The following is a 17,551-nucleotide window of genomic DNA, read 5'->3' on the forward strand; positions in this document are numbered from 1 at the left end:
AATTTAACAATGACTTCATTGAAAAACGACATTTTTCTCCGCGCCCTGCAACGCCAGCGCACACCTTATACCCCGGTATGGATGATGCGCCAGGCGGGACGTTATTTGCCCGAGTACCGCGAGAGCCGCAAGAACGCCGGCAGCTTCATGAGCCTGTGCCAGAGCCCGGACTTTGCCACTGAAGTCACCTTGCAGCCGCTGGACCGCTATCCTCTTGATGCCGCCATCCTGTTCTCGGACATTCTCACGATCCCCGATGCCATGGGGCTGGGACTGTATTTCGAGGAAGGCGAGGGGCCGAAGTTCGAGCGCACGCTGCGCGAGGAAAGTGACATCCTCAAGCTGGCTGTCCCGGATATTGGTACCGACCTCAAGTACGTCACCGATGCAGTAAGCCAGATTCGCCGCGCGCTGGATGGCCGCGTGCCCCTGATCGGTTTCTCCGGCAGTCCCTGGACATTGGCAACTTATATGGTGGAAGGCCGTGGCGGCACGGATTTCCTCACCATCAAGCAGATGGCATATGCACGTCCTGACTTGCTGCACCATATTCTCGACATCACCGCGCAAACCGTCACCGCCTATCTGAATGCGCAGATTGCCGCAGGCGCGCAGGCAGTAATGATTTTCGATTCATGGGGCGGGGCGCTTTCCCACCACGCCTACCAGGAATTCTCATTGCAATACATGAAGAAGATCGTCAGTGGCCTCACAAAGGAAAACGAAGACCGCCCTGTGCCCAGCATCGTATTCACCAAAGGCGGCGGGCTCTGGCTGGAAGCCCAGGCCGATACCGGCGCCAACGCGCTGGGGCTGGACTGGACGGTTTCACTCGGCGAAGCGCGCAAACGCGTGGGCAGCAAGGTCGCCCTGCAAGGCAATATGGACCCGGCCATCCTGCTTTCCACGCCTGAAGCAGTGGAAAAGGAAGTGGCGCGCATCCTTGCCGATTACGGTATCGGCAGCGGCCATGTATTCAACCTCGGCCACGGCATCACCCAGTTCACGCCGCCGGAAAATGCTGAGGCCATGATCAAGGCCGTGCATGCCATCAGCAGCAAGTATCACCTGTAAGAGCGTAAACAGGCTCTAGGACATAGCACCGCGATTGTCATTTTTTGTCAATCGCGGTTTTCTGCCCCTGCCCTCACTGGCAATATCGTTGTAAGATGAACCATAGGCAGGTTTCATTTGTCACGACTTCATAACAACAAGGAGAGAAGCAAATGGGTTTGATTTCATTCATCAAGGATGCAGGTGAAAAGCTGTTCGGCACCCATCCCGCTGTTGAGTCCAAAGCCGAGAATCCGGCAGCGGCTGCCAATGCCGAAGCAGGCAAGGCTATTCTCAACTACATTCACAAAATGGAACTGGATGCCGACGGCCTGCAAGTGGACTTCGACGGCGCCACAGGCAAGGTGACGGTGAGCGGTACTGCCGCCACGCAGGAGATCAAGGAAAAGATCCTGCTCTGTAGTGGCAACATCAATGGTGTCAGCGATGTGGTGGACAACCTCAAGGTGACAGCGGCAGAAACAGCCTTCGTGTTCTACACCGTGGTTCGCGGCGACACATTATCCAAGATTGCCAAGGAACATTACGGCAATGCGAATGCCTATCCCAAGATATTCGAGGCCAATAAGCCCATGCTGACCCATCCGGACAAGATTTACCCGGGCCAGACTTTACGTATCCCTCAATAACACCAACAGGAGATTTACCATGAAACTGCTTTCAACTTCCGTCCTTGCCATTTTTCTTGCCAGCCTCATGTTGGGCGGCTGCAGCAACAAACAGGAAGAAGATGTTGAAGCTGCTGCTGCACAAGCGGTAGAAGAGGCCCAGGAACATGCGGAACACGCTGCCGACAGGGCAGAAGAAGCCGTTGACGAGGCAAAAGACGCCGCTGAAGATGCAATCAGCAAGGCTCGCGAAGCCGCTGAAGAAAAAACCGACAACGAATAATCCGCTTGTCAGGCATACCCGGGCGCCTGCCCGGGTATTGCTTTTACCCCATCCGGCTAGAAAGCTGACCGGATCAGTCCGCCTTCTGCACGTATTGTCGCGCCGTTAATGACGGCAGCCCGATCGCTGCAGATAAATGTCACCACATCCCCGATTTCTGCCGGATCGATCAACCTGCCTATCAAGGAGGTTGGCCGGTTTTCACTGATGAATTTCTTTTCAGCTTCCTCCAGGCTCAAGCCAGGATAAATATCCTGGATAAACTTTTCCACTCCCTCGGTCCTGGTAGGGCCTGGCAACACGGCATTCACGGTCACCGCTGTTTGCTTGGTCAACTCTGCCAGGGAACGTGATATCCCGATCTGCATGGTCTTGGTCGCGCTGTAATGGGCCATTTCCGGCGCAGGCGTGACACCGGACTCACTGGAAATAAACACGACCCTGCCGGTCCGGCGTTCAAGCATCTTGCCAAGGTAGTGCCGGGCCAGCCTCACGCCGCTCATGATGTTGACTTCGAACAGATGCTGCCAAGCTGCATCTGTCTCATCGAAAAAGCCGACCGCTTCATAGACCCCAAGATTGTTCACCAGAATATCGACATCGGGAAATTGCTGCACCGTTGCCTGGGTTCCCTCCAGAGTACCGTTGTCCGCGGCCAGCCCTTCAAGCCTGGCCTGGGGATGATCTTGCTGGATGCGCTTGATTGCCTTGTCTACGCTGGCTTGGGTTCGCCCATTGACAATCACGCGCGCGCCTTCTCTTGCCAGCGATTTCGCTATTTCCAATCCAATCCCGGCAGAGGATGCCGTGACCAGCGCTAATTTATTCTCCAGATCAAGTTTCATGATATTTCCCGTGGATAGGTCAATGGAAAGAGTATGCGCCCACGGCCTTAGCTTGATAAGTGCATGGAATCGAATATGAGTGGTGAATCGTTCTCCCAAGCAGGCTCACAATGGGTTCAAGCAGCAGTGAAAGCAGGTGTTCATCCAGGTTGATTCCTACATCAGGATCAGCAGAACACCGATACGTTGATGTCAACATGGTTGCTACGCTTGCTCTCGTCCACAATAAGTAAGCATGAAGAAAGGAACAGGAACATGAAAATCCACAAACTACTTAGCGCTGCATCCCTGATTACCGTCAGCACACTGCTCATCAGCACCCCGGTACTGGCTGACAAGGAGTTCATCGGCCGTATCGACGAACGCCCCACCGGCAACCTCGGTATCTGGACCATCAGCGGCCAAAAAGTGGAAGTGACTGAAAAAACCGATATCGAACCTGAACAAGGGCCATTGGTAGTCGGTGCCTGTGTGGAGGTGGAACACAAGAAAGGCGTGGCAAGCGAGATCGAGACTATCAAACCGGAAAAGTGCGGAAATTGATTATCTAAGGCTAGGCCCAGCTTATATCATGCCGGGCCTTTTTCGATGCGCTGTTCACGGCTCTTGTGACGCCGAATATCATTCGGGCCTCCCATGCCCTTGCCAAGCATCAATCTGTTTTCAGAATTCCTGCGGGTCTACATCCACCGCCCAGCGTATCTTGCTGCTCAATGGATGAGCCCGTAATTGCGGTGTCAGCTGCCGCAATACCGCCTGCAATGCCTGCCTGCTGGGTGCCTGGAACAAAAGCTGCCCCCGTTCCATGCCTTTCAGGCGCTCCATCTGTGGCCTGACCGGGTCGTAGACCAGTACCTCACCTCCCATCTCGCGCGCCACATCACCAGCAAACTGTAAAAAACGTTGCACAGGCATGTAATCGTTTGCCTCTGCCTTGACCAAGGCCAGGAACTCGTAAGGTGGAAACTGCGTGATCTCGCGCTCGTTCAGCAAGCCGGTGGCATAGGCCGCGTAATCCTGGCTGCGCAGGGCATTGAACAAGCTATGTTCCGGGAAGGTAGTCTGTATCAGCACCGTTCCAGGCTTCTCGGCCCGTCCGGCGCGGCCCGAAACCTGCATAAGCTGGGCAAACAGACGCTCTGCCGCGCGGAAGTCCGGGCTGAACAAGGCACTGTCGGTATCCAGCACGCCGACCAGTGTGAGATTGGGAAAATCGTGGCCTTTGGCCAGCATTTGCGTCCCAACCAGAATATCCACCTCGCCCGCATGTACTGCGGAAAGCATGTCATCCAAGGCATTCTTGCGCCGCGTGCTATCCCGGTCCACCCGCAACACCCGTGCTTCCGGCAACAGTTTTGCCAGGGTTTCCTCCAGGCGCTGGGTGCCGTGTCCGGTAGGGTGTAGGTCGGGATTGCCGCAACTCGGGCACTGCCTGACGATTTTCTGCTCATGCCCGCAATGGTGGCAGCGCAAGCAACCTTGGCGCAAATGCACCACCAGCCTGCTGCTGCAACGCATGCAAGGCGCTATCCATTGGCAGGCAGTACATAACAGGACCGGCGAGTAACCGCGCCGGTTGATGAACAGCAGGCTTTGCTCGCCGCGCTCCAGGCGCGTTTTCAGCGCCTTGACCAGTTGCGGCGACAAGCCTTCCTGCATTTGCACCCGGTTCACATCCACACAATGGACTTGGGGCAGTTGCGATTGGCTCACCGCCCGCTGCTGCATGCTGAGCAGGCCATAGCGTCCGCTTTGCGCGTTATGCCAGGTTTCCAGCGCCGGGGTGGCAGAGCCCAGCACAATCGGAATATTGCGGCGCTGCGCCCTCACCAGGGCCACATCGCGCGCATGGTAGCGCATGCTGTCCTGCTGCTTGTAGGAAGTATCGTGCTCCTCATCCACAATCATGAGCTTGAGCCTGGGCAGGGGAGTGAAAACCGACAGGCGCGTGCCGATGACGATGCGTGCCGCCCCGGTTTGCGCCAGGCGCCAGTTTTGCAAGCGCTCACTTTCACCAAGATTGCTGTGCAGCGTGACCAAAGGAAATTGCGGCAGGCGGCTGCGGAAACGCGCTTCCAGTTGCGGCGTCAGGTTGATTTCGGGCACCAATACCAGCGCCTGATCGTCATTGTCTTCGAGCACGGCCTGCAACAGGCGGATATAGACCTCGGTCTTGCCGCTGCCGGTAATGCCATGCAGCAGCCATGGCTTAAAGCCACTGCGTTGTGCCAACACCGCCTGCACGGCATGGGATTGCTCGCCGTTCAGCTCCGGCTGCACATTCGATGCATGTAAAGTCGATCGCAAGCCTGCGTACACCTGCTCTTCGTCGATCCAGCCGTGGTCGCGCAAGGCGGCCAGGCCTTTGCGCCAGCCTGGGCTGAGTTCTGCCAGCTCCGTCTCTCCCAACCTGCCATGCGCTTCCAGGGCACTGAAAATACGCTGCTGGATCACTTGCCTTGCAGGAATCGCCTCCACCCCGGCTGCCAGGCCGGACGGATTCAGCCAATAACGGAACTGCTGCCTGGCCTGGGCAGGCTCGGTCTGGCGCAATCGTGCCGGCAAGGCAGAAAGCAGGGCTTGTCCGTAAGGGTATTGGTAATAATCGGCGCAGAACCTCAGCAATGAGAAGAACTCGCTGTCGAGCACAGGTTCGTTGTCGAAATGCTGCAGGATGAACTTGAGCTTGGCCGGGGCAATATCACTATCCGTCGCGGTATCCACCACAATGCCGACCTGCCTGCGCGGGCCGAAAGGCACCACGACGCGCTGCCCGACCATGATGGGAACATCGCTGCGGTAATCGAATACGCCATCCAGCGGAACATCCAGTGCCACCTTGAGAATCTGCATGTGTGGCGTCTGGCGCGGGTCAGTCATGGCATTCCCATGACGAAGTTCGACAATTGCATATCAGTGCAAGCTTGCAGTAGGTTAAAATAATGCTTTTATTCACGTTTGTAGCTCGCCTTGAAAGCACATCTTACCGAATTACTACACGTCGCAGCAAACAGCCTGAATGCCGATGCGGGCATTCCCGCCATCCAGCTTGAACGCCCCAAGAATACAGACCATGGGGATTTTTCCACCAACCTGGCAATGACGCTCGCCAAGCCGCTGCGCCAGAATCCGCGCGCTATCGCCGAGTCCCTGATCAATGCTTTGCCTGCTTCCGAGTATGTCGCCAAGGTCGAGATTGCCGGCGCGGGCTTCATCAACTTCTTCCTCAGTCCGGCAGCCAGGCAAGCCGTGGTGCGCGAAATCCAGCGCCAGGGCGAGCGTTATGGCCACAACCAGCAAGGCCAGGCCCGCAAGGTACAAGTGGAATTTGTTTCCGCCAACCCGACCGGCCCATTGCACGTCGGCCATGGCCGCGGCGCTGCCGTGGGTGACTGTCTTGCGCGCTTGCTTGCCGCCAGCGGCTGGGCCGTCACGCGCGAGTTCTACTACAACGATGCCGGCGCGCAAATCGACAACCTGACAATATCGGTGCAATCCCATTGTAAGGGCATTACCCCCGAGCATGCCGCATGGCCGGAAGCGGGTTATCGCGGCGATTACATTGCCGATGTCGCTGCCGCCTATATGGCAAAGGAGACCGTCACGGCAGATGACCAGGAAGTCACCGGCAAGGGCGATGCCGGTGATGCCGAGGCGATTCGCCGGTTTGCCGTGGCCTATTTGCGCCATGAGCAGGATCTGGACCTTAAGGCATTCAAGATCAATTTCGATGTATTTTCTCTTGAATCCGCGCTGTACCACGACGGCAAGGTGGAAAGCACGGTCGGGAACCTCATCAAGAGTGGCCACACTTATGAGCAGGACGACGCCCTGTGGCTGCGCACCACGGAATTTGGCGATGACAAGGACCGCGTCATGCGCAAGCGCGAGGGCGGGTACACCTACTTCGTTCCCGATGTGGCTTACCACCTGGACAAATGGCAGCGCGGCTTCGAACGCGTGATCAACGAGCAGGGCGCAGACCACCACAGCACCATCACTCGCGTGCGTGCCGGCTTGCAGGCCTTGAATGTCGGCATCCCGCAGGGCTGGCCGGAATATGTGCTGCACCAGATGGTGACGGTGATGCGCGGCGGCGAGGAAGTGAAGATTTCCAAGCGGGCGGGCAGTTACGTGACCCTGCGCGACCTGATCGAGGAGGTGGGTTGCGATGCGACCCGCTACTTCCTGGCTGCGCGCCGCGCCGACTCACAGCTGGTGTTCGATATCGACCTTGCCCGCGCCCAGAGCAACGACAACCCGGTGTACTACATCCAGTATGCCCATGCGCGCATCTGCAGCGTATTGAACGAGTGGGGCGGCGATGCAGCCGCACTGGAACAGGCTGACCTGAGCCCGCTTGATACCGAACATGAAGCCATCCTCCTGCAGCGCCTGGGCGAATTCCCCGAGCTGGTTGCGCATGCCGCCCAGGAACTGGCACCGCACATGATTGCGACCTATCTCAAGGACCTGGCAGGCGACCTGCACAGCTATTACAACGCCCATAAATTCCTGGTCGATGATGCCAGGATCACCGCGGCACGCCTGGCGCTTGTCAGTGCTACCCGCCAGGTGCTGCGCAACGGCCTGGCACTGCTCGGCGTCAGCGCACCGGAAAAAATGTAAGCGAAGATGTAAACTTTAGGTTTCTAACGGGGAATCTCAACAACCTGAGTCAGGTTCCTAGGTTAAGTCTCAATGCAAGACCCGCCAGGACATGAATTGAAAGAGGAAGAGGAATATTATTGTGAGTCGAGATTACAAGCCTACCCAGCGTAAATCGTCTGGCTCCAGCAGCAGTAGCAAAGGCAGCCCATTTTTTACCGGCCTGCTCGTTGGCCTGTTATTGGGAGTAGGCATTTCAGTGGCTGTTGCCATTGTCGTCATGAAGAGCGACAGCCCATTCTCCGACAAGGCCGGCAAACCCAAACTGGAACCGGGTGAGATTGCATTGCCCAAGGCAGAGCCCGAGCAAAAAGCCGGGAATGATGCCGGCAGCGAAAAACCACGCTTCGATTTCTATACCATTCTGCCGGGCAGTGAAAGCCAGGTAACGGAGCAGGAAATCAAGCAGAAGGAAGCAGACCCTGCGCCTGCCCAAACCCAGGAAAGCTACTTCCTGCAGGTTGGCGCATTCCAGACCGAGCAGGAAGCCGACAACATGAAAGCCAGCCTGGCGCTTCTGGGGCTGGAAGCCATTGTGCAGACAGCCACCATCCCCGGCAAGGGCGTGTGGCACCGCGTACGCGTCGGCCCGTTTACCGACCTGAACCAAATCAACAGCGCCAAGTCTGATCTTGCGCAAAACGGCTTCAAGGCGGATTTGATCAAGGTAAATACGCCTGGCCAGTAAGCTAGGTCATCCAGAACAATTTGCCAGACGTTAACAACCTAAACTCCACTGAAGGACGTGATATGAAAAAGCTTCTTGCCGCCTTGATGCTGTTGGTATCTGCAACCGCAATTGCGGACCCGCAACTGGGCAACGAATTCAACCAGACGGCCAAAACCATCAAGACCGACGACCCGGCCAAGATCGAAGTACTGGAAATTTTCTGGTATGGCTGCCCGCATTGCTACCACCTTGAATCCAGTCTGACCGCATGGGTCAAGAAGCTGCCGCAGGACGTCTACTTCAAGCGGGTTCCCGGCGTGCCCCGTCCTGACTGGGCGCCTGCCGGCAAGGCGTTCTACGCGCTGGAAGCCCTCAACCTTACCGAGAAGCTGCACGCCCAGTTGTTCGACGCGATCCACAAGGCACGTAACGTCAACCCGACCGTGGAAGCCCAACTGATCGATTGGATCACGAATAAAGGAGGGCAGGACCGCAAGAAAGTGGAAGAAGCGTTCAACTCGTTCTCCACCAATAACAATATCGTCAAGGCCATGAACACATTCCGTGACTCCGGCGCTACCGGTGTGCCAGCCCTCATCATCGATGGCCGCTACATCACCTCCAGTTCTATGGCAGGCGGCAACCAGGCCGTGCTGAAAACCGCCGACTACATCATCGAGAATGTCCGCAAGGAAAAAGGCGGCAGCGCCAAGTAATTCCTAGCCTGGCCACTTCCACTATGCCGCAAGCATCCAAACCCGCTGCCAAACAGCGGGTTTTTATTACCGGCGCCTCCAGCGGCATCGGCCTGGCAGTTGCCCGGCATTACCTCAGGCAAGGCGCAACCGTTGGCGTGACTGCCCGTAGGCTGGCGCCTTTACAGGCACTGGTTGCGGAATTTCCTGCCGGGCAATGCCTGCCATACCAGGTGGATGTGCGTGACGCCAAAGCCATGCAGACCAGCGCCCAGACATTTATCCAAGACGCTGGTGTGCCGCATATCGTCATCGCCAATGCTGGCGTGAGCCGCGGCACATTGACTTCTGAGCCTGAAGATATTGAAGCTTTCCATACCGTATTCGAGATCAACGTCTTCGGCCTGGTGCATACCTTTCAGCCATTTATTGCCGCCATGCGCAATGCAAAACTGGCAGGGCAACTCGTCGGCATTGCTAGTGTCGCAGGCATTCGCGGCCTGCCCGGCGCAGGCGCCTACAGCGCTTCCAAGTCTGCCGCTATCATTTATCTCGAAAGCCTGCGCACCGAGATGCAGCACCACGGCATCGCCGTCACCACCATCGCCCCCGGCTACATCCGCACCCCGATGACCGACGTGAATGGTTACCGCATGCCGTTCCTCATGGACGTCGATATTGCCGCGGCAAAGTTCGCCGATGCCATCGCCCAACGCAAACGCTTCGTCATCATTCCTTGGCAGATGGCCTGGGTGGCCCGCATATTGCGCATCATTCCACGCTGGCTGTGGGATAGGCTTACACGAAATGCACCGCATAAACCAAGGATTAATCTATAAAGCTCAAAGCTCTGCTGATGAGCTGGCAAGGACTTTTATGGTAAGCAAAAACTAGAAGCCGCGTAATGTCAGCATCGCACTCCAATGCGGCCATGCCTTCCTTGATCTCGTTTTGCACCACCAACATTGCTTGACTATCACCCAAAGATGTAAATAAGAATTATTATAATATTCTATTGCTCCCTTTCCAGGCAATGCGATCTCACTGAACGGACATGCTATGACCAGCCACTTTTCCTCCATTACTTCAATCTCTGAGTTGCGCGCCGTTTATGATGAACCCGCCAAAGCCATCCGTGACAAGGCATTACCTATGCTCGACAAGTACAGTCGCCGCTTTATCGAGTTGTCTCCCTTCTTTTGCATCAGCTCCCACGGCCCCGAGGGCTTGGGCGATGTCTCGCCGCGTGGCGGTGAGCCGGGTTTTGTGCATGTGCTGGACGATACGCATATTGTCTTCCCTGACCGGCCCGGCAACAACCGTCTGGATACATTGACCAATATGCTTTCTTCCCCTGGTGTGGGTATGCTGTTCTTCCTGCCAGGTATCCACGAGATGCTACGCATCAATGGCCAGGCATCCATCACCTTGGATGAAGGCCTCATGCAGCGTTTTGTCCATCAGGGCAAACAGCCTCGCGCCGTGATCGTGGTGGAGGCAAAGGAGGTGTATATGCATTGCTCCAAGGGTCTGAAGCGTTCGGAATTATGGAATCCGGACAAGCATGTCGGCAAAAAGGATTTCCCCAGCCTGGGGCAGATCGCAAAGGACCAGTACAAGTTGTTTGTCCCGGCCAAGCTTATTGATCTTGTATTGGACCAAGACGCCAAAAAGAACTTGTATTAAGAGCAGCTAACGAAACTCAGCGAAGCGATCCTGGCTAGGCGTCCTGCGCAGGCAGTACAAGTAGTGCGGCAAGACAGGGCAATAATGCCAGGAGAGTTTTGTAACTGCTCTAAAAGTAAATCAGGATGTAGAAAAGACTCAAGCCTTGAGGTCGTCAGGCCGCAAGGCGATATTGAGCTGGTCGATCACCTCCGCCCAGTCGGCATCCTGCAACAGGCCTTCGCGAAGAAAGCTCGCCTGTGCAGGCGTCCAGAAAGGCGCATCGGCAAGGAGCACATCATGGGGCAAGGGGGAATGGGTCGCCAGGAATTGGCGGATTCCTTGTTCATCGGTGGGCAGGCCGAGTTGGGCAAACAATTCTGAAAAGCGGTGGAAAGTCTGACTCACGGCTGGCTCCTATTGCTGGGGAAAGAGACGAGGCCCATTGCAAAAGCGGCCTCCATAGCATTTAAGCATAGCGCCCGGGATCATACAATCTTGGCGATGCAGACACCCCCGCTTACAGAAGTTGGGTTTGTTGTTATTTAGACGTTGGAAGCAGACTGGTCCAGTGCATGGGCAATCATCTGGGCGGCCTTCTGCATCTGGTAGAGGCATGCATTCCACTGCGGCCTGGTCAGCTTGCCAGTGGCAAAAGTGGTGCCGATGCCTGCGAGCGGATAGCCAGTATGGTCGCAAATCGCCACGCCCAGACCGCTGGTGGAACGGTCAAGTATGATGCCGTCATAGGTGCTATAGCCTTGCTTGACGGCTTTAGCCACAGCTTTGCGGAACCCGGTTTCTTCAAAGCCTTCAATGCGGTGGTAGCGCGAGAGGTTGAGAGTGACCACTTGCTCTATCTCGTGTGGCGGCAGGCGCGCCAGGATGGCCATGCAGCTTGGCGTGAGTCCCAGCGGGTAACGCAATCCAGCACGCCCCCTGCCTTCCGTGACGGTGGCCTCGCTTTCATAACGGCCAATGCAGGTATGATCAAGCCCGGTGCGCACACCCAGGTAGACCACTTGGTTGAGTATTGCCGCCAGCTCATTGAGGTGTATCGCGGCTATCCGCTCTATGGCATGGCGGGTAATCGCGGTGTAGCCTAGGGCAGCCAAGCTCAGGCCGAGGTTGTACAACATGGTCTCGGGATCGCGATAGACCCATCCTATCTCCGCCAGCATGTCCAGCGTGCGGTGTATGGTGGGGCGTGGCAGGCCGGTCCTGGCCACCAGCTGGCATAATGAGCTGCCTTTGCGCGAACCTTGTGCGATGACCCTGAGCAGTATCGCCGCCCGGTTGAGGCTGCCTCTTGGCAAATCTTCAGTAATGGCCCCGAAAGGAAACTGGGCTCCGTTTTTCATGTGAATATTATCCGGTCAACGAATAATTAAATCCATCATCGCTTGACGAAGATCGAGGCTCTGGCGACACTATCCAATAGGCACGGCCAAGTACCATCAGCAGCAGACTGAGGTCAGCAGGCCTGCCAGCAGTTATTACTCAATACACTTGGATTCATCCATTAGAGCCTGCTTACGATCTTTTCATGAGGTACGTTGCCCTGCCAGGGTAGTCGATGCAAGGCACAAACCGCAGACGGGCTTATTGCACAGCGAGGATTTGTAACGTCGCAGCGGCGGCTGCGCTGCCGGGGCAACCCGAAGGGCATGGCTTCAAAACGCGCCCTATGAAAAGATCGTGAACAGGCTCTTAGGACGGACATCTCGCGAGAGTACAAAATGAGCGATTTATATGGAGATGAACATCGGCGGGTGCAGGAACGGTTTGAAACCACCCAGCTTGCCGACGCCGTGCGCAAGAATATCGTACACTCCAGCATCACGGAAACGCATCGGCTGTTTATCGAGAGCCGGGACATGTTCTTCCTCACCACCACGGATTACAGAGGCTTTCCTACTTGCTCATACAAAGGGGGCGATCCTGGCTTTATAAGGGTGTTGGATGAGAAAATGCTGGCTTTCCCCAGCTACGATGGCAACGGCATGTTTCTCTCCGTCGGCAACATGATCGCCAACGACAAGATAGGCATGCTGCTGATTGATTTCGAGACCCCCAACCGAATCCGTATACACGGCACCGCCTCGGTGGACTTTAATGATCCGCTATTGAGCACTTTTCACGGCGCGGAATTAGTTGTGCGGGTGACCATCACCGATATCTTCACCAATTGTCCGCGCTATATCCATCGCTATCAGCGGATTGAACGCTCCAAGTATGTACCAAGCGAACAGTCCCCGACGCCGGAACCGCAATGGAAACGCATAGATGACCTTCAGCCCGCGTTGCCCGCCAACGCAAAGGGGATAGCGGAAGCGCTGGGCGGCACCATCAGCCAGGAAGAGTATGCAGAGAAAGTGAAAAAAGGCGAGGCATGATCTAGTGCGCCGCCAGGTTCAATATACTATCCTGGCTGGCTTTTGGCTGGCTCAGCTCCCCGGCCACCTTGCCTTTGCGCAATACCACTATCCGGCTTGATAACTTGAGGATTTCGGGCAGGTAGGAAGAGACCAGGATGACGATCCTCCCTTGCGCCGCCAATTCCTGGATCACGGCATGTATCCTGGCAATCGCGCCTATATCCACCCCATGGGTCGGCTCGTCGAAAAATACCGCCTGCGGCTCCAGGCTGAGCGCCCGCGCGATGAGGATTTTCTGCTGGTTGCCGCCGGAATAGGTACTGGCAGCCTGGCCGGGATGCAGGCCGCTAATGCCCAGCTTGGCTATCCAATCTGCCGCCACCGCCTTCGCCGCATGCTTTGAATACCAGAAACGCCAGCCTTTGCGTGTCGAAAGCAATGCCAGGTAGAGATTATCGGCAACGTCCATGGTGGCGAACAATCCATCCTCGTGACGGTTCTCGGTGACATAAACTATCCCGTTTTCTATGGCTTGCCGCGGATTGAAGCATTCCACCGGCCTCCCTTGCAAAAGAACCTGGCCTTGCACTCTTGCCCCTGTGTGCAACGCACCGCACGCCGCACGCGCTATCTCAGTGCGGCCCGAACCCACCAGTCCCGCAATACCGGTGATGCGGCCCGCCGGGAAATCAAGCGAGATATCCGCAAAACTGCCGGACAGCGTCAGGTGCCGCAGCGCCAGGCCCGACTGGGCCGAAACGGCAGGCACGCTGGATTGATGCGGCTCGGCATAGGTATCCTGCGTGTCGCGCCCCACCATCAGCTGTATCAAGGTGGCCCGGTCGAGGCTGCCAACCGGCAGCCGCTGCCTGACGCAATCGCCGTCGCGCAGGACGGTAACGCAGTCCGCCACCGCAAGCGCCTCTTCCAGTGCGTGCGTGATCAACACGATCGAAATGCCCTGCGCCCTCAGGCGGCGCAACAACGAGAAAAAGAACTCCGCCTCGGCTTGGCTCAGGCTGGCAGTGGGCTCGTCAAATACCATCACCCTTGCCTTCAAGCGTATCGCACGCATGGTTTCCACCAGTTGTTTTTGCGCGATGCTCAGGCTGGCGACTTCGGCCAGGGGGTCTATGTCCAGGAAGAACTCCCGCAACAGGCCACGTATCTGCTCCAATATGGCGGCATTGAGGTAGATCCACGGCTCTTGCCCAAGCACAATATTCTGCGCCACCGTCATGTGTTCGATCAGGCTGGTTTCCTGATAGACCATCGCGATGCCGGCCTTGATGCTGTCAGCGGGATTGCGGAAGACGGCCGGCTCCAGGTTCACCAGCAGCTGCCCGCTGCTGGGCGCCACCGCCCCGGCAATGATTTTGCACAAAGTAGACTTGCCCGCGCCGTTCTCACCCAGCAATGCCATGATCTCGCCTGCATGCAGGTCCAGGTTGATCCTGCGAAGCGCATGGTGGCCGGCATATTGCTTGCTGATATTGAGCAGGCTGACCACACGGTCATGGCCCTCAGAAGGCTCGATATCATGGACAGCCAAGGGAACTGGCAGCAGCGCGCTGGAGTTTGTGCTGGCATCGCGCAAGCCCTGCGGCTTGGCTTTGCTTATGGCCGCGATGGCAGCCAGCAGGATAACACCGGTAATGGTAGCCGAGATGCTGCCGCTGATATTGAAGCGGAGCAGGCCGTTCATGAGCAAAAAGATGAAAGCCGCCCCAAGCAAGGCACGCGGTATTGTACCCTTGCCGCCCGCCAGGCTGACGCCGCCTATTACGCACGCAGTAATGGCCATTAGCTCCATGCCGACCCCGGTATCGGTGCCTGCGCTGTTCTGGCGCGCCGCATACAGCAAGCCCGCCGCTGCGGACAGCAAGCCGCTCAAGGCATAGACCAGCAGGATGATGCGGTTGACGCGTATACCCGCATGCCGCGCTGCCTTGCGGTTGGCGCCCGTTGCCGTGAGGTGGGAGCCCGGCCTGCTGCGGATAAGCAGCAGATGCACCAACAATCCGGCAACAAGAAGCGCCAGCATGTTGACGGGGATGCCGGCCACGGCGCCGCTGCCCATGAAATCCCATGCTTCGCTTTCATTGAAGGCGTCCACCAGCTCCACGGCATAGCTGTCGGCGGCCAGCTCGTAGCAAGCGCGCAGTATCAGCAGCATGGCCAGCGTAGTGAGAAAAGGCCGCGTCTTGACATAGCCGATGAGTAGGCCGTTTACCAGGCCGATAGCAAGACCGGCTGCCAGGGTAAGCGGCACAGTTGCCGCTAGCGGCAACCCATGCACTTTGAACAAGTAGAGCGCGACAAAGTTGGCAATGGCAAACACGGCGCCTACCGAGAGGTCTATGCCGCCTGAAATAATGACGATGGTCATGCCTGTCACGATCAAGGCAGGTTCCGCATAATCCCGCAGCAGTTGCTCGATATTCGTGGCACTGGCGTAATGGGGAATCGTGGCGGCAAACAGGACGAAAAGCCCCAGCACGGCAAATGCCAGCGCCAGGGTGCCTGGCTCTAAGGTCTTGAACCGGTTTAGGTTACACATGTTTGGTCTTGCTTAAAGATTGGAGAAATTGCCGCCGCCCTCGCGACAGCGGTTATTGCTTATTTCGGCAAATCGTAGCAGTAGTTGCGCTCCTGCTTGCCGGTTACCCAGTAGTTGTTGGAAAGTATGGTCATGCGCTTGCTGCCTGGCTTGTTGCCGCTTTGCAGCAAGCTGATGACTGCGTTAGATACTTGTTCGCCCTGGATATCGGCGCGAAAGGACAATATCTTGTGGAACAGCTTCTGCTCCACCAGGTCGCAATCCGAGCGTGGGCCATCGCTGGAAGCATAGACCTTGACCTTTCCCTGCAGGCCCGCAGTCTTGACTGCCTGTGCCGCGCCCTGTTGCATGATGCCCCATGAGCCATAAGTGGCGCATAGGTCGGGATGCTGTTGCAGAGTGGTGGCGGTGATCTCGTTGGCCTTGTTGCTGTCCCACTTAGCAGCCTGGGTAGAGACCAACTTGATGCTCTTGTCCTGCTTGAATACTTCCATGGCACCCTTGAGCTGATCTATGCTGTCCGTAGCGGTAGCCTCGCCCTGGACGAAAGCCACCTTGCCGGAGGATTTGCCGCCACCGCATTCCTTGACGATGTCCCTGGCGATCTGGCGTCCCACGTCCACGTAGTCCACCCCGACATAGGCATCGGTGGGCTGGTTGGACAGCAGGTTGACCTGAATCACGTAAATGCCGTTATCCATGGCCCGTTTCAATTCCTTGGTCAGTAAAGTAACGTTGGAATTCTGCACGATGAGTACATCTGGTTTCTGGTTGATGAGGTTGGTGACCGCCTGCAGCTGTGCGCTCGTGCTGAAGTTGGGATCACGTACGAGAAACTTGATGCCGTACTTCTCGAAGTTCTGGCGCATGGCAGCGGTCCACATGTCGCCTATCGGATTGCCCAGGGTAATCGGCACCCATGCCACTGTCTTGCCCTTAACCGCCTTGTCAAAGTCCAGCCGCATCTGGTCGCGCGGCGTGGGATTGGCGGCCTGGGCCACGGCTGGCCCCAGCAACAGGCTGCTGAGCAGCAATAGCGATAATGAACGGTTCTTCTTGGTTTTCATGACTTTCCTCTCCTCGTTTTAATAATTAGCGTGTGCTCAAATGCTTTGCCTGGACGATTCCTCGTCGAACGGATACAACCATTTATCAGCGACGAGCACGACCAGCAATACGGCACCCTTGATGATGTTTTGTAGTTGGCTGTTGATATCCATGATGGTCATGGCGTTAAGCAGCACGCCCACCAACAGCAGGCCGGCAATCACGCTGGCAACACTTCCCCGGGCACCGGCGAAACTCGCGCCGCCTACCACGACCACCAGGATCACGTCGAAGATCAAGGTGGAATTCACCGTCTTGAGGTCGGCCATTGCCGTGGTGGAAACCATCAACAGGCCCGCCAGGAACGCCAGCAATGCCGAACCCATATAGGCCATTAGCGGGATGATGCGTACGGGCATGCCATACAGCCTGGCGGTTTCCGGGTTGTCGCCATAAGCATAGAAAAAACGGCCAATGGTGGTGCGGGCAAGAAACAAGTGCATCGCCAACGCGCAGGCGAGAAACAGCAATAACGGGATGGGAATGCTATGCCAGTTCCCTGCCAGCGAGGTCAGGCTGCGGCTATCTGGAGGCAGGTTGATGATCATCGAGGGCAATACTGTCACCCTTGCCAGTCCCACGTAGATGAATACCGTTGTCAACGTGACGAACAATGCAGGGATTTGCAGGCGGTCCACCAGCAGGCTGTTGACCAGGCCCATCGACAATGCCAGCGGCAATCCCACCAGCAGGCATACCGGCAGCGGATAACCCAACGCTACGCCCTTGACCACGATGGCAGCCGAGACCATGCCGATCGCCACTTGCGAGAGATCTATCCCGCGAATGATGATGACCATGATCATGCCAAGCGCCAGGATGCCGAGAATCGACACGCTGCGCAGCAATGTCATGATATTGCCCCAGCTGGAAAAACCGTCCAGGGTGGCGGCAAAAAGCAATGCAAGCGCAAATGCCGCCAGCAATACAATGGTTTCCTGGTTGGCTGGCCGGAATCGCGGGAGAGAGGTGGTTCTTGTGTGCATCATGGTTAAGCA

17 protein-coding genes are annotated in these 17,551 nt (G+C 56.8%); 10 read left to right on the forward strand and 7 right to left on the reverse strand.

Features of this window, described 5'->3' with window-relative positions; genetic code table 11:
• Window positions 1-9: 9 nt before the first annotated feature.
• The 3 genes from hemE to LG198_RS09130 all read left to right on the forward strand — a co-directional run bounded on the left by hemE (window position 10) and on the right by LG198_RS09130 (window position 1,965).
• Window positions 10-1,074, forward strand: a complete 1,065-nt coding sequence (gene hemE, locus LG198_RS09120) for a uroporphyrinogen decarboxylase (RefSeq protein WP_230342860.1) — start codon at window positions 10-12, stop codon at window positions 1,072-1,074.
• 152 nt (window positions 1,075-1,226) lie between these two features.
• On the forward strand, window positions 1,227-1,703 hold the full coding sequence (lysM, locus tag LG198_RS09125; RefSeq protein ID WP_230342861.1) for a peptidoglycan-binding protein LysM: 477 nt from the start codon (window positions 1,227-1,229) through the stop codon (window positions 1,701-1,703).
• Between the two features lie 19 nt (window positions 1,704-1,722).
• Window positions 1,723-1,965: a hypothetical protein gene (locus LG198_RS09130; protein WP_230342862.1), complete on the forward strand. Its 243-nt coding sequence runs from the start codon at window positions 1,723-1,725 to the stop codon at window positions 1,963-1,965.
• Between the two features lie 56 nt (window positions 1,966-2,021).
• Here LG198_RS09130 and LG198_RS09135 read toward each other — a convergent pair whose 3' ends face one another.
• Window positions 2,022-2,810: an SDR family NAD(P)-dependent oxidoreductase gene (locus tag LG198_RS09135; protein ID WP_230342863.1), complete on the reverse strand. Its 789-nt coding sequence runs from the start codon at window positions 2,808-2,810 to the stop codon at window positions 2,022-2,024.
• A gap of 255 nt (window positions 2,811-3,065) precedes the next feature.
• Here LG198_RS09135 and LG198_RS09140 point away from each other — a divergent pair, with 255 nt between their 5' ends.
• Window positions 3,066-3,353, forward strand: coding sequence for a DUF5666 domain-containing protein (locus tag LG198_RS09140; RefSeq protein WP_230342864.1), 288 nt, complete (start codon window positions 3,066-3,068; stop codon window positions 3,351-3,353).
• A 120-nt stretch (window positions 3,354-3,473) separates the two neighbouring features.
• Here LG198_RS09140 and LG198_RS09145 read toward each other — a convergent pair whose 3' ends face one another.
• Window positions 3,474-5,690 carry a primosomal protein N' gene (locus LG198_RS09145; protein ID WP_230342865.1) on the reverse strand — a complete coding sequence of 739 codons (2,217 nt, stop codon included), beginning with the start codon at window positions 5,688-5,690 and terminating at the stop codon, window positions 3,474-3,476.
• A gap of 90 nt (window positions 5,691-5,780) precedes the next feature.
• On the opposite strand from LG198_RS09145, the gene argS reads away from it, so the two are divergent.
• The 5 genes from argS (at window position 5,781) to LG198_RS09170 (ending at window position 10,529) form a co-directional block, all read left to right on the forward strand.
• Window positions 5,781-7,439 carry an arginine--tRNA ligase gene (argS, locus tag LG198_RS09150; RefSeq protein WP_230342866.1) on the forward strand — a complete coding sequence of 553 codons (1,659 nt, stop codon included), beginning with the start codon at window positions 5,781-5,783 and terminating at the stop codon, window positions 7,437-7,439.
• 121 nt (window positions 7,440-7,560) lie between these two features.
• A complete protein-coding gene (locus tag LG198_RS09155) occupies window positions 7,561-8,166 on the forward strand; it encodes an SPOR domain-containing protein (RefSeq protein WP_230342867.1) in 606 nt (201 codons plus the stop codon).
• 62 nt (window positions 8,167-8,228) lie between these two features.
• On the forward strand, window positions 8,229-8,864 hold the full coding sequence (locus tag LG198_RS09160) for a thiol:disulfide interchange protein DsbA/DsbL (protein WP_230342868.1): 636 nt from the start codon (window positions 8,229-8,231) through the stop codon (window positions 8,862-8,864).
• A 23-nt stretch (window positions 8,865-8,887) separates the two neighbouring features.
• Window positions 8,888-9,682: an SDR family oxidoreductase gene (locus tag LG198_RS09165; RefSeq protein ID WP_230342869.1), complete on the forward strand. Its 795-nt coding sequence runs from the start codon at window positions 8,888-8,890 to the stop codon at window positions 9,680-9,682.
• Window positions 9,683-9,902: 220 nt separating this feature from the next.
• The gene (locus LG198_RS09170; RefSeq protein WP_230342870.1) at window positions 9,903-10,529 is read left to right on the forward strand and encodes a pyridoxamine 5'-phosphate oxidase family protein; all 627 of its coding nucleotides are present in this window, start codon (window positions 9,903-9,905) and stop codon (window positions 10,527-10,529) included.
• Between the two features lie 138 nt (window positions 10,530-10,667).
• On the opposite strand, the gene LG198_RS09175 is transcribed toward LG198_RS09170, so the two are convergent.
• Both LG198_RS09175 and LG198_RS09180 read right to left on the reverse strand, forming a co-directional pair.
• A complete protein-coding gene (locus LG198_RS09175) occupies window positions 10,668-10,916 on the reverse strand; it encodes a DUF2789 domain-containing protein (RefSeq protein ID WP_230342871.1) in 249 nt (82 codons plus the stop codon).
• Between the two features lie 137 nt (window positions 10,917-11,053).
• Entirely contained in the window at window positions 11,054-11,869 is an 816-nt protein-coding gene (locus LG198_RS09180; RefSeq protein ID WP_230342872.1) for an IclR family transcriptional regulator, read from the reverse strand.
• A 378-nt stretch (window positions 11,870-12,247) separates the two neighbouring features.
• Here LG198_RS09180 and LG198_RS09185 point away from each other — a divergent pair, with 378 nt between their 5' ends.
• Window positions 12,248-12,904 (forward strand): pyridoxamine 5'-phosphate oxidase family protein, encoded by a 657-nt coding sequence (locus LG198_RS09185; protein ID WP_230342873.1) that lies wholly within the window; start codon window positions 12,248-12,250, stop codon window positions 12,902-12,904.
• Between the two features lies 1 nt (window position 12,905).
• Here LG198_RS09185 and LG198_RS09190 read toward each other — a convergent pair whose 3' ends face one another.
• From LG198_RS09190 to LG198_RS09200, 3 genes are read right to left on the reverse strand one after another with little or no spacing between them, the layout of a single operon-like run.
• A complete protein-coding gene (locus LG198_RS09190; protein WP_230342874.1) occupies window positions 12,906-15,446 on the reverse strand; it encodes an ATP-binding cassette domain-containing protein in 2,541 nt (846 codons plus the stop codon).
• Window positions 15,447-15,505: 59 nt separating this feature from the next.
• Window positions 15,506-16,513: a sugar ABC transporter substrate-binding protein gene (locus LG198_RS09195; protein ID WP_230342875.1), complete on the reverse strand. Its 1,008-nt coding sequence runs from the start codon at window positions 16,511-16,513 to the stop codon at window positions 15,506-15,508.
• 36 nt (window positions 16,514-16,549) lie between these two features.
• Complete coding sequence (locus LG198_RS09200; protein WP_230342876.1) at window positions 16,550-17,542, reverse strand: ABC transporter permease; 993 nt, start codon at window positions 17,540-17,542, stop codon at window positions 16,550-16,552.
• Window positions 17,543-17,551 lie beyond the last annotated feature (9 nt).

This window comes from Methylobacillus arboreus (assembly GCF_020532725.1).
In the GTDB taxonomy this organism is placed as follows: domain Bacteria; phylum Pseudomonadota; class Gammaproteobacteria; order Burkholderiales; family Methylophilaceae; genus Methylobacillus; species Methylobacillus arboreus.

What these genes read in the sequence shown, in the direction of transcription:
- hemE (WP_230342860.1), top strand. Translation starts at nt 10, where the DNA reads ATGACTTCATTGAAAAACGACATTTTTCTCCGCGCCCTGCAACGCCAG.
- lysM (WP_230342861.1), top strand. Translation starts at nt 1,227, where the DNA reads ATGGGTTTGATTTCATTCATCAAGGATGCAGGTGAAAAGCTGTTCGGC.
- LG198_RS09130 (WP_230342862.1), top strand. Translation starts at nt 1,723, where the DNA reads ATGAAACTGCTTTCAACTTCCGTCCTTGCCATTTTTCTTGCCAGCCTC.
- LG198_RS09135 (WP_230342863.1), bottom strand. Translation starts at nt 2,810, where the DNA reads ATGAAACTTGATCTGGAGAATAAATTAGCGCTGGTCACGGCATCCTCT.
- LG198_RS09140 (WP_230342864.1), top strand. Translation starts at nt 3,066, where the DNA reads ATGAAAATCCACAAACTACTTAGCGCTGCATCCCTGATTACCGTCAGC.
- LG198_RS09145 (WP_230342865.1), bottom strand. Translation starts at nt 5,690, where the DNA reads ATGACTGACCCGCGCCAGACGCCACACATGCAGATTCTCAAGGTGGCA.
- LG198_RS09160 (WP_230342868.1), top strand. Translation starts at nt 8,229, where the DNA reads ATGAAAAAGCTTCTTGCCGCCTTGATGCTGTTGGTATCTGCAACCGCA.
- LG198_RS09165 (WP_230342869.1), top strand. Translation starts at nt 8,888, where the DNA reads ATGCCGCAAGCATCCAAACCCGCTGCCAAACAGCGGGTTTTTATTACC.
- LG198_RS09170 (WP_230342870.1), top strand. Translation starts at nt 9,903, where the DNA reads ATGACCAGCCACTTTTCCTCCATTACTTCAATCTCTGAGTTGCGCGCC.
- LG198_RS09180 (WP_230342872.1), bottom strand. Translation starts at nt 11,869, where the DNA reads ATGAAAAACGGAGCCCAGTTTCCTTTCGGGGCCATTACTGAAGATTTG.
- LG198_RS09185 (WP_230342873.1), top strand. Translation starts at nt 12,248, where the DNA reads ATGAGCGATTTATATGGAGATGAACATCGGCGGGTGCAGGAACGGTTT.
- LG198_RS09190 (WP_230342874.1), bottom strand. Translation starts at nt 15,446, where the DNA reads ATGTGTAACCTAAACCGGTTCAAGACCTTAGAGCCAGGCACCCTGGCG.
- LG198_RS09195 (WP_230342875.1), bottom strand. Translation starts at nt 16,513, where the DNA reads ATGAAAACCAAGAAGAACCGTTCATTATCGCTATTGCTGCTCAGCAGC.
- LG198_RS09200 (WP_230342876.1), bottom strand. Translation starts at nt 17,542, where the DNA reads ATGATGCACACAAGAACCACCTCTCTCCCGCGATTCCGGCCAGCCAAC.